Here is a 13,610-nt window from a genome sequence, read left to right on the forward strand (position 1 = left end):
GGGGAGACAAACCCCGTCTCACCTGAAATAGACCCAAGATGCGCATCGAAGCCCGACCCTTACCTTCCCAGTTGCCTGATCTGGGCAATCTGCCGCCGCTGCTCACCCGTCTCTACGCCGCCCGTGGCGTGCAGTCCGCCGAGGAGCTGGACAAGGGCCTGGCGCGGCTTATTCCCTACCAGCAGCTCAAGGGCATCGACGCTGCCGTCGAGCTGTTGGTCGAGGCGCTTGCGCAGCGCCAGCGCATCCTGATCGTCGGCGACTTCGATGCCGATGGCGCCACCGCCAGCACGGTTGGCGTGCTTGGCCTGCGTCTGCTCGGCGCCGCGCATGTGGACTACCTGGTGCCGAACCGTTTCGAGTATGGCTACGGCCTGACCCCGGAAATCGTCGCCGTGGCGCTGCAGCGCAAGCCCGACCTGCTGCTGACCGTAGACAACGGCATCTCCAGCGTCGACGGCGTGGCCGCAGCCAAGGCCGCCGGGCTCAAGGTGCTGGTCACCGACCACCACCTGCCGGGGCCGGAACTGCCCGCAGCTGACGCCATCGTCAATCCCAACCAGCCGGGTTGCGCCTTCCCGAGCAAGGCCATGGCCGGCGTCGGGGTGATGTTCTACGTGCTGCTGGCGTTGCGCGCGCGTCTGCGTGAAAACGGCTGGTTTGCCAGCCGTGGGGAGCCGAACCTGGGCGAGTTGCTCGATCTGGTGGCCCTCGGCAGCGTCGCCGACGTGGTGCCGCTCGATGCCAACAACCGCATCCTGGTGCACCAGGGCCTGGCGCGCATTCGTGCCGGGCGCGCGCGGCCCGGGCTGCGCGCGATACTCGAAGTGGCTGGACGCGACCACCGGCGCATCACCTCCACCGATCTCGGTTTCATCCTCGGCCCGCGGCTGAATGCGGCCGGGCGCCTGGACGACATGAGCCTGGGCATCGAATGCCTGCTCTGCGACGACGAGGCGCTGGCCCGCGACATGGCGGTGCAGCTCGACCAGCTCAACCAGGATCGTAAGGCCATCGAGCAGGGAATGCAGCGCGAGGCGCTGGCTCAGCTCAAGGATCTGTCCCTGGACGACATGCCATTCGGCTTGTGCCTGTTCGAGCCGGACTGGCACCAGGGCGTGATCGGCATCCTCGCTTCGCGCCTGAAAGAGCGCTATCACCGTCCGGCCATCGCCTTCGCCGATGCCGGTGAAGGCATGCTCAAGGGCTCGGCGCGCTCGGTGCCGGGGCTGCATATCCGCGACGCACTGGACGCCGTGGCGGCGCGCCATCCGGGACTGATCAGCAAGTTCGGCGGGCACGCCATGGCCGCGGGGTTGTCGCTGCCGCAGGAAAACTTCGGCGCCTTCGCCGCTGCCTTCGACGCCGAGGTGCGCCGCCAGCTGTGCGAGGACGATCTGACCGGGCGGTTGCTGTCCGATGGTCAGCTCGATGCCACCGAGTTCCACCCGGAACTGGCCCGTGCCCTGCGCAATGCCGGCCCCTGGGGCCAGCATTTTCCTGAGCCGCTGTTCCATGGCGTGTTCCAGATCGTCAATCAGCGCATCGTCGGTGAGCGTCACCTGAAGCTGGTACTCAAGACCGAATGCGGCAGCGTGCAACTCGACGGCATCGCCTTCAACATCGACCGTGAGGTCTGGCCCAACCCCACCCTGCGTTGGGCTGAAGTGGCCTACAAACTCGACCTCAACGAGTTTCGCGGTAATGAGACGGTGCAGCTGATGGTGGCGCATATCGCCCCGCGCTAAGGCGCAAGGCTAGCCAGCGCCGCCTTGATCGCCGACGGGTTGGCTTCGCTGAAGGCCGTCTGCATCCAGGGCAATAGGCGGTAGTGCAACTGCCGAAATCGTTCGACGCTGGGCGTGGGTACTGGTGCGGGCTGTCAAGCGCCCCGGCGGTAATATCTGGAAGCATTCAGCCGGCTGCCGGGCAAACGTCCGAGGCCTACACTCGGCGAGATTTCCTCAGGAGGATGCGCGATGAATACCCGTGGCTTGCTCGATCAACTGCTCAAATCCGGTCAGGAGATGCTGCAACAGAAAGGTGCTGGTGGTGCCTCATCCGGGCTGGGTGGTGCGCTGGGTGGCCTGTTTGGCGGCGCTGCCAGCAAGGGCAAGGGGGGTGGCAGCGATCTCGGCTCGATGCTCAAGGGCGCCGGTGGCGGTGCAGCGCTAGCCATGCTTCTGGGCAACAAGCGGGTACGCAAGGTCGGTGGCAAGGTGGCGGTGTATGGCGGTCTGGCTGCACTGGGCGTGCTGGCCTACAAGGCCTACGGCAACTGGCAGGCGCAGCAAGCCCAGCAGGGTGGCGCGCAGCCGGTCGAGCCGCAAACCCTGGATCGCTTGCCGGTGCCGCAGGTCGAACAGCACAGCCGCGCCATTCTCAAGGCACTGGTGGCGGCAGCCAAGGCCGATGGGCATGTCGATGAACGTGAGCGTCAGTTGATCGAAGAAGAACTGGGCAAGCTGGCGCAGGACGCCGAGTTGCAGAGCTGGCTGCACACCGAGCTGAACAAGCCGCTGGATCCGGCCGACGTCGCGCGTGCTGCCAGCACGCCGGAAATGGCCGCAGAGATGTACTTGGCCAGCGTGCTGATAGTCGATGAGGAGCACTTCATGGAGCGCGCCTACCTCGAGGAGCTGGCGCGTCAACTGAAGCTGCCACTGGCGCTGAAGAGCGAGCTGGAGGCTCAGGTGCGCGCGCTCCCGGCTGGCGTCTGAGCCGTGTTCTCGTTTCAATCCGCATGCCGGGCATGTCCCGGCATCGCCTCACCCCCATGATCGTTCAGGTAGGCATCGACCGCCGCGCCAACGGTCGGTTGCAGGTGCCGTGCCTGACCGTCGTGCAGTAGGCCGAAGCGCCGCAGCTTGTCCTTGAGTGGCCCCTTCACCTCGGCGAAGTGCAGTTCGATGCCGGCCTCGGCGAGCATGCGCTCCAGCTCGCCGAGCATATCGGCAGAGGTCACGTCGATGCTGGTAACCGGCTCGGCCGCGATCACCACGCGGCGTACCGGTGCCGGAGCGCTTTCCAGCGCCTGCAGCAGGCATTGCTGAAACAGCTCGGCATTGGCGAAGAACAGCGGTGCGTCCCAGCGAAACAGCAACAGGCCGGGGATCTGTCGGGCATCGGGGTGTCGCTTGATGTCATGGTAGCCACGGATGCCCTCCACCTGGCCGAGAACGGTGTAGTACGGGCGCCAGCCGTCCCAGAGAAATTCGATCACCGCCAGCACCACGGCAATGCCGATGCCGGGGATCACGCCGAAGGTCACCACGCCGGCGAAGCAGGCCATCGACAGCCAGAACTCCCATTGCTGCACGCGGAAGATGCGCAGCAGATCGCTGACCACGAACAGGCCGATAACGGCGGCAATCACCACCGCAGCCAAGGCACTGGTGGGCAGGTATTGCATCATATCTGGGGCCAGTACTAGCAGTAGAGCGACACTCAGGGCGCCGACCACGCCGGCGATCTGGGTCTTGGCACCTGCTGCTTCGGCCACCGGTGTGCGTGACGCGCTGCTGCTGATGGGAAAGCCCTGGAACAAGCCGCCGGCCAGATTTGCCGCACCCAGGGCGACCAGCTCCTGATTGGGGTCTACCGGGCGTCCGGTACGGGCTGCGTAGGTGCGCGACAGCACGCTGGTGTCGGCGAACGCGACCAGGGCAACGGCGATACCACCCAGCACTACGCTGGCCAGATCGACACCGCTGAGACAGGGCAGGGTGAAGCTGGGTAGCCCCTGGGGCAGTTCGCCGAGCACCTGCACGCCCTGGCTATCGAGATCGAACAGAGCGACCGCCAGGGTTGCCAGGGTCACGGCGATGAGGATGCCGGGCAATTGCCGGAAGCGGCTCAGCAGCAGGATCAAGGTCAGGGTGCCGACGCCGACGAGCAGGCTGTAGAGATGAACCTGGCCCTCGCTCAGCGCGCTGACGATGGCCTGGATATCACTGAGCGAACCCTGGCTGTCGATGGAGAAACCGAACAACTTGGGCGTCTGGCTAATCAGCACGCTCAGCGCGATACCGTTCATGTAGCCATAGCGGATGGGCTTGGACAGCAGTTCGGTGATGAAGCCCAGGCGCAGCAATCCGGCAATCAGGCAGGTGAGGCCGGCCACTATGGCCATCATGCTGGCCAGCGTCACCGCACGCATCGGATCGCCGCCGGAGAGCGGCAGCACCACGGCGAGAATCAGTGCCGCCAGGGCCGAGTCCGGGCCGAGCACGAGAATCCGGCTGGGGCCGAACAGCGCGTAGGCCAGCAGCGGCACGATGGTCGCGTACAGACCATAGATGCCCGGCACGCCGGACGCCTCGGCATAGGCAATGCCCACCGGCACCAGCATGGTGGTCAGCACCAGGCCGGCGGCAATGTCCTTCGGCAGCCAGGCCAGGCGATAGTCCCTGAGCGTTTGCAGCCCCGGAAGCCAGCGCAGCCAGCCGCGCTGTCGCGATAAGCGGGGAAGGGGCTTGTGTGGCGTGCTGGCTGGCGCTGGTGGCATCACGGGTGGGCTCTGGCAGGATTACGTGCAAGTAAAGCGCAGAGCGCAGGTGCTTCACCATAGCTGCCAGGCGATGAAGGCGCATTCAGCATGCGCATCAGACCAAAAGACCATTCATCCCGGCCCCCGGCTTGTTTTAGGCTGAAGACCAACGACAAGAACGACACGCGAGGATGCCCATGTCGCAAGCGCCCTTGGATGCCTATGACTACCTGATCGTCGGTGCCGGTCCGGCCGGCTGTCTGTTGGCCAATCGGCTGTCTGCCGACCCTGGCGTCAGTGTGTTGCTGGTCGAGGCGGGCGGGCGCGACAACTACCCCTGGATCCACATTCCGGTCGGCTACCTGTACTGCATCGGTAACCCGCGTACCGACTGGTGCTACAGCACCGAGGCCGACCCCGGCCTGCATGGGCGCAGCCTCAAGTATCCGCGTGGTCGCGTGCTCGGCGGCAGCTCCTCGATCAACGGCATGATCTACATGCGCGGTCAGGCTGCCGACTACGACAGCTGGGCAGCGGCGGGCAATGCCGGCTGGGCCTGGCGCGATGTGCTGCCGCTGTTCAAGCGCTCGGAGCATCACTTTGCCGGCGCGAGCCAATGGCACGGTGGCGACGGCGAGTGGCGGGTCGAGCGCCAGCGTTTGTCCTGGGAGATTCTCGAAGCCTTCCGTGAGGCGGCGGCGCAGAGCGGTATCGCCAGCATCGATGACTTCAATGGCGGTGACAACGAAGGCTGCAGCTACTTTCAGGTCAACCAGAAGCGCGGCGTGCGCTGGAATGCCTCCAAGGCCTTTCTGCGTGATATCCGCCAGCGCCCCAATCTGCAGGTGCTGACCGGCGCCGAGGCCGAGCGACTGGAGCTGGAGGGCGGTCGTGTCCGTGCTCTGCATCTGCGTTGGCAAGGGCAGGCGCTACGCATTGCGGCGCGCCGCGAGATCCTGCTTTGCGCCGGCGCCATCGGCTCGCCGGCCTTGCTGCAGCGCTCCGGCATCGGCCCGCGGCCGCTGCTGGAGAAACTGGGGATCGGTGTCAGGCACGAGTTGCCCGGTGTTGGCGAGAATCTGCAGGATCACCTGCAGCTGCGCCTGATCTACCGCATCAGTGGTGTGAAGACGCTCAACCGCATTGCCGCTACGTCCTGGGGCAAGCTGGGCATGGCCCTGGAATACCTGCTCAAGCGCAGCGGGCCGCTGTCGATGGCGCCAAGCCAGTTGGGCGCTTTCGCCAAATCCGACCCTGAGCAGGCGCGCGCCAACCTGCAATATCACGTACAGCCGCTGTCACTGGAGCGCTTTGGTGAGCCCTTGCATGACTTCCCGGCCTTTACCGCTTCGGTATGCCACCTGCGCCCCCATAGCCGTGGCAGCGTGGCAATCGCCTCGGCTGATGCCGGTGCGGCGCCGCTGATTCGCCCCAACTACCTGAGCGACGAGCGTGATCTGCGCGTGGCCGCCGATGCCATTCGCCTGACCCGGCGCATCGTTGCCGCGCCGGCACTGGCCTGTTACCAACCGCAGGAATACAAGCCTGGCCCGGACTATCGCAGTGAAGAAGACCTGCAGCGCGCGGCGGGCGAGATTGGCACCACCATCTTCCATCCGGTGGGTACCTGTGCCATGGGCCAGGGCCGTGATGCCGTCGTGGATGCCCGTCTGCGTGTGCATGGCCTCGCCGGGCTGCGCGTGGTCGATGCCTCGATCATGCCGAGCATCACCTCGGGCAATACCTGCTCGCCAGTGCTGATGATCGCCGAGAAGGCTGCGCAGATGATCGCCGAGGACGCGCAGCCGGGTCGTGTAGCGGCTGGCGACTGAGGTGCGGCTTAGTTGTGCCCGCTCGTCGAGCTGACGTGGAACACGGCGCGGTTGCGCCCGGCATCCTTGGCCTGGTAAAGCGCCTCGTCGGCCAGTTGCAGGACGCTGTCGAGGTCTGCGTGATCAACGGGCCAGATTGCACCGCCGATACTGCAGCCGACGCGCGCTTCGCCGACCTCCAACGCGACGGGCTGGCCGAGCGCTGCGATGGCGCGTTCAGCGACCAGGCGCGCGTGATGCTGTGCGTCCTGCGCTGGTACTTGCAGCACCATGAGAAACTCGTCGCCGCCCAGGCGCGCGACCAGGTCGCCGTCACGCAGGCAACCACGCAGACGCTGGGCAATCTCGCGGAGCAGGTGATCGCCGGCGATGTGGCCATAGGTGTCGTTGACCGGTTTGAAGGCATCGAGGTCGAGATAGAGTATGGCCAGACAGCCATGCTGCAGGCGGCTGCGTTGCTGGGCCTGAGGCAGGAATTTTTCCAGTGCCATGCGGTTGGGCAGGCCGGTCAGGGCGTCATGATGGGCCAGGCTTTCCATCATCCCCAGTGCAGTCTGCTGCTGGGTCAGGCTGTTCACCAGATGGCGAATCGACTGGCTCAGTTGCTCGATTTCGCGGCTGCCTCTGAGGTTGGGTATTTCGCTGCTCTCACCCGCGCTGAGATGATCGGCGGCGTTGGCAATCTGTCGTAGCGGGCGGATGAAATAGCCGCTCAGCAGCCAGCCGAGCAGGGCGAACAGCAGTGCCAGGCCTGAGCCCCAGAGCAGGATGCTCTGCAACAAATCGCGTGCCGGAGCGTAAGCCAGCTCCAGCGGCTGGCGTGCCACGACCGTCCAGCCCAGCCCCGGGTAATCCTGGTAGCCCTGGCTCAGGGTCAGGCCCGTGAGGTACTCATTGCCGTCAGGCCATTGTTGCACCTGCCAGCGGCTTTTGCCGGGCTGTAGCCCTTCCAGCGCGGGCAGTTCGAGTTTCTGCCCGATCATCTGATGCGGGCCGAGCAGAATGCCCCGATCCTGGCCGATGACGAAGAACTCGACATTGCGCCGATCCTGCATGGGGCCGAGAATCGTCCGACGCACCTCATCGGCCCAGCCCCAGGACAGATGGCTGGCCAGAACACCAGCCAGGCTGCCGTCGCTGGCGAGAATAGGCAGGCTGATATCGACGAACTTCATCGCCTCGCCGCTTGGGTTGGGCAGCAACTTGGCCAGCAGCACGGCTTCGTGCACGTCACCGATGAACAAGCCGTTGCGTCCCTCCAGGTAAACCGGTCTCTGGGCGATGCTGACCCCCTCCAGAATGCCGTTGCTGGAGGCTAGAACCTGGCCGTTCGGGTCGGTGAAGCCGATCCAGGCGATGCTGGGGATTTCCTGCTGCAGGCTGTCGAGCAGGCGTCGCACCTCGCCAGCGTCCTCGGGCTGGCGCAGCGTCTGCAGGTTGCCGAGCACGCGCAATACGGCGGCGCGCGAGGCCATGTCACGATCCAGACGGTCGACCATCGCGTAGGACACTTCGGCCATGCTGCGGCCCTGATCCTGGCGAATTTGCTGACTGCTGTGCTGACCAATCAGGGTGCCCAGCAGCCAGCTCAGTGCGCTGACCAGCAAGGCGATGAAAAGGGCGATCTGGCTGCGCAGGCTGTACGAGGCGGGCATGAGGGATTCCAGAGTGGGCCACTGCATTCGGCTGTGCGCTGAGTATAGTGCGCCGTCGATCTGCTGTGGCGTGATCCACTCGCAATAGTGGGCTGCCAGTCTGTGCGGGCTCGGGTATAATCGCCGGCTTTTCCGTCCGATTTGCCGCGAGCGCCACTACCATGGAAATCAATCCGATCCTCAACGCCATCAAGGACCTGTCCGAACGCACCCAGTCAATTCGGGGGTATCTTTGACTACGATCACAAGCATGATCGCCTGATCGAAGTAAACCGCGAGCTGGAGGACGCCAGCGTCTGGAACAAGCCCGAGTACGCGCAAGCGCTGGGCCGTGAGCGCGCCATGCTGGCGCAGATCGTCGAAACCATCGATGACCTCACCGGCAGCCTGAGTGACTCCCGCGACCTGCTGGAAATGGCCGCCGAAGAGAACGACGAAGGCGCGGTGAAGGACATCGTCGCCGAAGTCGAGCGCCTGCGCGAAATCCTCGAAAAACTGGAATTCCGCCGCATGTTCAGCGGCGAGATGGATGCTAACAACTGCTACTTGGACATCCAGGCCGGCTCCGGCGGTACCGAGGCCCAGGACTGGGCCAACATCCTGCTGCGCATGTACCTGCGCTGGGCCGACAAGCGCGGCTTCACTGCCGAGATCGTCGAGCTGTCCGAGGGGGAGGTCGCCGGCATCAAGGGCGCCACCGTGCACATCAAGGGCGAGTACGCCTTCGGCTGGCTGCGCACCGAGAGCGGCGTGCACCGCCTGGTGCGCAAGAGCCCGTTCGACTCCGGCGCGCGTCGTCACACCTCGTTCTCGGCGGTGTTCGTGTCCCCCGAGATCGACGACAAGGTGGAGATCGAGATCAACCCGGCCGATCTGCGCATCGACACCTACCGCTCCTCCGGCGCCGGTGGTCAGCACGTCAACACCACCGATTCGGCGGTGCGTATCACCCACGTGCCGACCAACACCGTGGTGGCCTGCCAGAACGAACGTTCCCAGCACGCCAACAAGGACACCGCCATGAAAATGCTGCGGGCCAAGTTGTACGAGCTGGAGATGCAGAAGCGCAACGCCGCCTCGCAGGCGCTGGAAGACAGCAAGTCGGATATCGGCTGGGGCCATCAGATCCGTTCCTACGTGCTCGATGACTCGCGCATCAAGGACCTGCGTACCGGCGTCGAGCGCAGCGACTGCCAGAAGGTGCTCGATGGTGACCTCGACGGCTATCTCGAGGCCAGCCTCAAGCAGGGCCTGTAAGCCCAGTAACCCATCCGTGGGCGTCGGCCAGTCGGCGCCTGCTCAAATTTTGTACGACACGCCAGGCAGATAAAGCGACCATGAGCGACCAACAACTCGACCACAACGAACTGCAACAGGAAGAAAACAAGCTGATTGCCCAGCGCAAGGAAAAGCTTGCTGCCGTCCGTGAGCAGGGCATTGCCTTCCCCAACGATTTCCGCCGTGACAGCCTGTGCGCCGACCTGCAGAAACAGTACGAGGGCAAGAGCAAGGAAGAGCTGGAGGCCGCTGCCATCCCGGTCAAGGTGGCCGGTCGCATCATGCTCAACCGTGGCGCCTTCATGGTGCTGCAGGACACTTCCGGGCGTCTGCAGGTCTATGTCAATCGCAAGACTCTGCCGGCCGAGCAACTGGAAGCGGTCAAGCATTTCGACCTGGGCGACATCATCGCTGCCGAAGGTACCCTGGCGCGTTCCGGCAAGGGCGATCTGTACGTCGACATGCAGAACGTGCGTCTGCTGACCAAGTCGCTGCGCCCGCTGCCGGACAAGCACCACGGTCTGACCGACACCGAGCAGCGCTACCGCCAGCGTTATGTCGACCTGATCGTCAACGAAGAAGTACGCCACACCTTCCGCGTGCGCTCGCAGGTGATCGCGCACATCCGTCGTTTCCTCAACGAGCGCGGCTTCCTCGAAGTGGAAACCCCGATGCTGCAGACCATCCCTGGTGGTGCTGCGGCCAAGCCGTTCGAGACGCACCACAACGCCCTGGACATGGCCATGTTCCTGCGCATCGCCCCGGAGCTGTACCTCAAGCGCCTGGTGGTCGGTGGTTTCGAGAAAGTGTTCGAGATCAACCGCAACTTCCGTAACGAAGGCGTTTCGACCCGGCACAACCCCGAGTTCACCATGCTCGAGTTCTACCAGGCCTACGCCGACTACCGCGACAACATGGACCTGACCGAGGAGCTGTTCCGCGAACTGGCCCTGGCCGTGCTGGGCAGCACCGACGTGCCCTATGGCGACAAGGTGTTCCACTTCGGCGAGCCGTTCGTGCGTCTGTCGGTGTACGACTCGATCCTCAAGTACAACCCGGATATCACCGAGGCTGACCTCAACGACGTCGACAAGGCCCGTGCCATCGCCAAGAAGGCCGGCGCCAAGGTGCTCGGCCACGAAGGTCTGGGCAAGCTGCAGGTGATGATTTTCGAGGAGCTGGTGGAGAGCAAGCTGGAGCAGCCGCACTTCATCACCGAGTATCCGTTCGAGGTCTCGCCGCTGGCCCGTCGCAACGACCAGAACCCCAACGTCACCGACCGCTTCGAGCTGTTCATTGGTGGCCGCGAGATCGCCAACGCCTACTCCGAGCTCAATGATGCCGAGGATCAGGCCGAGCGCTTCCTCGCCCAGGTGGCCGAGAAGGACGCCGGTGACGACGAGGCCATGCACTACGATGCCGACTTCGTCCGCGCACTGGAGTACGGCATGCCGCCGACCGCCGGTGAAGGCATCGGCATCGACCGTCTGGTGATGCTGCTGACCAACTCGCCGTCGATCCGCGATGTCATCCTGTTCCCGCATATGCGTCCGCAGGCCTGATGGTCGATTAGAAAAGCCGCCTTCGGGCGGCTTTTTGCTGCCTGTCGTCCAGCTTTCGGAGCGTTTTAGCCGGTCGCCGGAGCAGCAAGCGAAACGGAGCCTTTTGGTTGCCCGTCCAACCCATTACTCTGCTTGCCATAATCAGAGCGTAGAGGATCGACCGACCGTGAGTTCCGTACCTGCCTCCCAGAACGCCACCCAGGCCGCCAATGCTGTCGTCGAAAGCGTCCAGTACCAGGGCCGCAAGGCCAGCCGTCAGGGCAGCGAGCAACGCCGTCAGGCGATTCTCGATGCAGCCATGCGCATCATCGTGCGCGAGGGTGTGCGTGCCGTGCGCCATCGTGCGGTAGCCGCCGAGGCGCAGGTGCCGTTGTCGGCCACGACCTACTATTTCAAGGATATCGACGACCTGATCACCGATACCTTTGCCCAGTTCGTCGAGCGCAGCGCCGCGCATATGGCGGCGTTCTGGGCCGGTACCCGGGGTGCGCTGGAAGAGATGGTCGGGCGCCTGGAGGGCGGCGAGCAGGCGCGCCGGCAGTTGGCCGAGGAGATTGCCGGGCTGGCGGTACAGTACGTGCAGCGCCAGCTGCGAGAGCGCCGTGATCACCTGATTGCCGAGCAGGCATTTCAGCAGGAAGCGCTGATCAACCCGCGCCTGCGTGAGCTGGTACGGGCCCACCGGCAGATTCTCCAGCAGGGCGTTACCCACTTCTTCGAGGTGCTGGGCTCGCGCCAGCCGGAGCAGGATGCCGTGCTGTTGACGGCCACCATCGTGCGGATGGAGTATCAGGGCCTACTGGACGGCGTGGATCATCTGGACAGCCAGGAAATGCTGGCCATCCTTAAGCGCTACATGAATCTGGTACTGGGGCTGTAACCGTCGATCATCGGGTCGCACGGCCTGCACAAGGAGAGCGTAATGAAAGCCTGGCGCGCACTGGTCGCCCTGTCCTTCCTGCTGTTGAGCGGTTGTCTGGTCACCTTCAAGGATCCGATCCCTGCCAACGAGGCCGCGCCCATTCCATTGCTGGGCGAATGGACCCGGCAGGACGAGTGGGGCGATCAGTTGTATCTGGAGATCACCCGCGCCGGCTCCAATCTCTATGAGGCGCGCATCTACGAAGGCAGCCCGGACAATGGCAGCCTCGAGGAATTCGGCTTCACCGTCGCTCACCATGGTCGCCGCTGGTACCTCTCGGCGGGCGTGCCGAAAAGCCTCGGCGCCAACTTCGCCATCGCCGGTTTCGAGCTGACCCGTGACAACGAGTTGGTGGTCTACAACCTCGACACCGAGCGCATTCTCCACGACATGAACATGGGCCTGCTGGAAGGGCAGACCGTCTCCATGCCCGAAGCAGACGGTGCGCTGATCACCAGCCCGCTGGACAAGGTGTTCGCCTACCTCGACGACCCGGCCAACGCCGATCTGTTCGTCGAAGTCGCGCGTTACCAGCGAGTGGCCGAATAGGAATTGCAATGAACAGCCAGCAAAAACTGGACGATTACCAACTCTGCATTCGCGCCCTGAGCGATCGTATCGTCGAGGCGCAGACCCCCATTCGTGTACTCGATGCGGTGAAGTGGGACGACAGCATCCGTGACGGTTTTCTCAAGGCCAAGGGCAAGCAGCCCCCGGCGGTGGACCGCGACTATTACCTGAGCCGGCCGCTGGCCTTCGATGCGGCTGCCAAACGGCTGGAGTTTCAGAACATTGAGCGTGACATCACCCGCCAGCTCGGCCAGTTCAACCCGGTCGGGCAGATCATGCGGCGCATGTGCAAGGAATACCGCATGGTCATCCGCATGCTCGAAGCGCGCGGCACCGAGGACTTCGGACTTATCAGCCAGGAGCTCTACGGCGCGGCCTCCGATGCCTTCCATGCCGGTGATCCGACCCTGGCCGATCTCGGCCTGATGCTCTCGGACTACCTCAACAACATCGCCGCGCGCGGCGATCTGGAAGACGAGCCCAAGGTGCTTGGCGCCGGTGACGCGGTGAGTATCCTGCAGCAGCGCCTGGCCGGCGTATTCGGTGACGACACCATCCGCGTGCTCGAGTCCGACGGCATCCTCGCCGATGCGGCGGCGGGCGCCGACTACATCAAGATCCGCAGCGATGCGCGCTTCAACGAGCGTGACGTCAAGGCGCTGGAGGTGCATGAAGGTCTGGTGCATGTCGGTACCACGCTCAATGGCCTGAACCAGCCGATCTGCACCTTCCTGTCCAAGGGCCCACCCTCGTCGACGGTGACCCAGGAGGGTCTGGCGATTCTGATGGAGGTGATCGCCTTCGCCTCCTACCCGACCCGTCTGCGCAAGCTGACCAACCGTACCCGCGCCATCCACATGGCCGAGGAGGGCGCTGATTTTCTCGAGGTGTTCGAGTTCTTCCGCGAGCAGGGTTACGGCCTGGAAGGCGGCTACAGCAATGCCAGCCGGGTGTTCCGCGGCTCCTTGCCGAACGGTCTGCCATTCACCAAGGATCTGTCGTACCTCAAGGGCTTCATCCTGATCTACAACTACATCCAACTGGCGGTGCGCAAAGGCAAGCTGGAGCAGATTCCGCTGCTGTTCTGCGGTAAGACCACCCTGGAAGACATGCGCACCCTGCGCCAGTTGGTGGACGAAGGTCTGGTGCTGCCGCCCAAATACCTGCCGCCGCAGTTCCAGGACATGAACGCGCTGTCGGCGTGGATGTGCTTTTCCAACTTCCTCAACCATCTGAGTCTGGACCGTATCGAGGCGGACTACGCCAACATCCTCTGACCGGCGCCGCTCAGGCGGCGCAGAC

10 protein-coding genes are annotated in these 13,610 nt (G+C 64.3%); 8 read left to right on the plus strand and 2 right to left on the minus strand.

What is annotated here, in order from left to right:
• Window positions 1-38: 38 nt before the first annotated feature.
• Both recJ and OEG79_RS05425 read left to right on the plus strand, forming a co-directional pair.
• Window positions 39-1,748, plus strand: coding sequence for a single-stranded-DNA-specific exonuclease RecJ (recJ, locus tag OEG79_RS05420; protein WP_264147779.1), 1,710 nt, complete (start codon window positions 39-41; stop codon window positions 1,746-1,748).
• A 231-nt stretch (window positions 1,749-1,979) separates the two neighbouring features.
• Window positions 1,980-2,720, plus strand: coding sequence for a tellurite resistance TerB family protein (locus tag OEG79_RS05425; RefSeq protein WP_264147780.1), 741 nt, complete (start codon window positions 1,980-1,982; stop codon window positions 2,718-2,720).
• A 14-nt stretch (window positions 2,721-2,734) separates the two neighbouring features.
• Here OEG79_RS05425 and OEG79_RS05430 read toward each other — a convergent pair whose 3' ends face one another.
• Window positions 2,735-4,507: a SulP family inorganic anion transporter gene (locus OEG79_RS05430; protein ID WP_264147781.1), complete on the minus strand. Its 1,773-nt coding sequence runs from the start codon at window positions 4,505-4,507 to the stop codon at window positions 2,735-2,737.
• Window positions 4,508-4,686: 179 nt separating this feature from the next.
• Here OEG79_RS05430 and OEG79_RS05435 point away from each other — a divergent pair, with 179 nt between their 5' ends.
• A complete protein-coding gene (locus OEG79_RS05435) occupies window positions 4,687-6,321 on the plus strand; it encodes a GMC family oxidoreductase (protein WP_264147782.1) in 1,635 nt (544 codons plus the stop codon).
• 8 nt (window positions 6,322-6,329) lie between these two features.
• On the opposite strand, the gene OEG79_RS05440 is transcribed toward OEG79_RS05435, so the two are convergent.
• On the minus strand, window positions 6,330-7,976 hold the full coding sequence (locus OEG79_RS05440) for a GGDEF domain-containing protein (protein ID WP_264147783.1): 1,647 nt from the start codon (window positions 7,974-7,976) through the stop codon (window positions 6,330-6,332).
• A gap of 161 nt (window positions 7,977-8,137) precedes the next feature.
• Here OEG79_RS05440 and prfB point away from each other — a divergent pair.
• The 5 genes from prfB to OEG79_RS05465 all read left to right on the plus strand — a co-directional run bounded on the left by prfB (window position 8,138) and on the right by OEG79_RS05465 (window position 13,585).
• Window positions 8,138-9,233, plus strand: a protein-coding gene (gene prfB / locus OEG79_RS05445; protein WP_143500989.1) for a peptide chain release factor 2 whose coding sequence is annotated in 2 segments (ribosomal slippage) — window positions 8,138-8,209 and window positions 8,211-9,233 — 1,095 coding nt in all. Because the reading frame shifts where the segments join, the coding sequence is not laid out codon by codon here.
• A gap of 80 nt (window positions 9,234-9,313) precedes the next feature.
• Window positions 9,314-10,816: a lysine--tRNA ligase gene (gene lysS, locus OEG79_RS05450; RefSeq protein ID WP_041979707.1), complete on the plus strand. Its 1,503-nt coding sequence runs from the start codon at window positions 9,314-9,316 to the stop codon at window positions 10,814-10,816.
• A 166-nt stretch (window positions 10,817-10,982) separates the two neighbouring features.
• A complete protein-coding gene (locus tag OEG79_RS05455; protein ID WP_264147784.1) occupies window positions 10,983-11,696 on the plus strand; it encodes a TetR/AcrR family transcriptional regulator in 714 nt (237 codons plus the stop codon).
• 42 nt (window positions 11,697-11,738) lie between these two features.
• On the plus strand, window positions 11,739-12,287 hold the full coding sequence (locus OEG79_RS05460; protein WP_264147785.1) for a hypothetical protein: 549 nt from the start codon (window positions 11,739-11,741) through the stop codon (window positions 12,285-12,287).
• A gap of 8 nt (window positions 12,288-12,295) precedes the next feature.
• The gene (locus OEG79_RS05465; RefSeq protein WP_264147786.1) at window positions 12,296-13,585 is read left to right on the plus strand and encodes a flavohemoglobin expression-modulating QEGLA motif protein; all 1,290 of its coding nucleotides are present in this window, start codon (window positions 12,296-12,298) and stop codon (window positions 13,583-13,585) included.
• Window positions 13,586-13,610: the final 25 nt, after the last annotated feature.

This window comes from Pseudomonas sp. Z8(2022) (genome assembly GCF_025837155.1).
In the GTDB taxonomy this organism is placed as follows: domain Bacteria; phylum Pseudomonadota; class Gammaproteobacteria; order Pseudomonadales; family Pseudomonadaceae; genus Aquipseudomonas.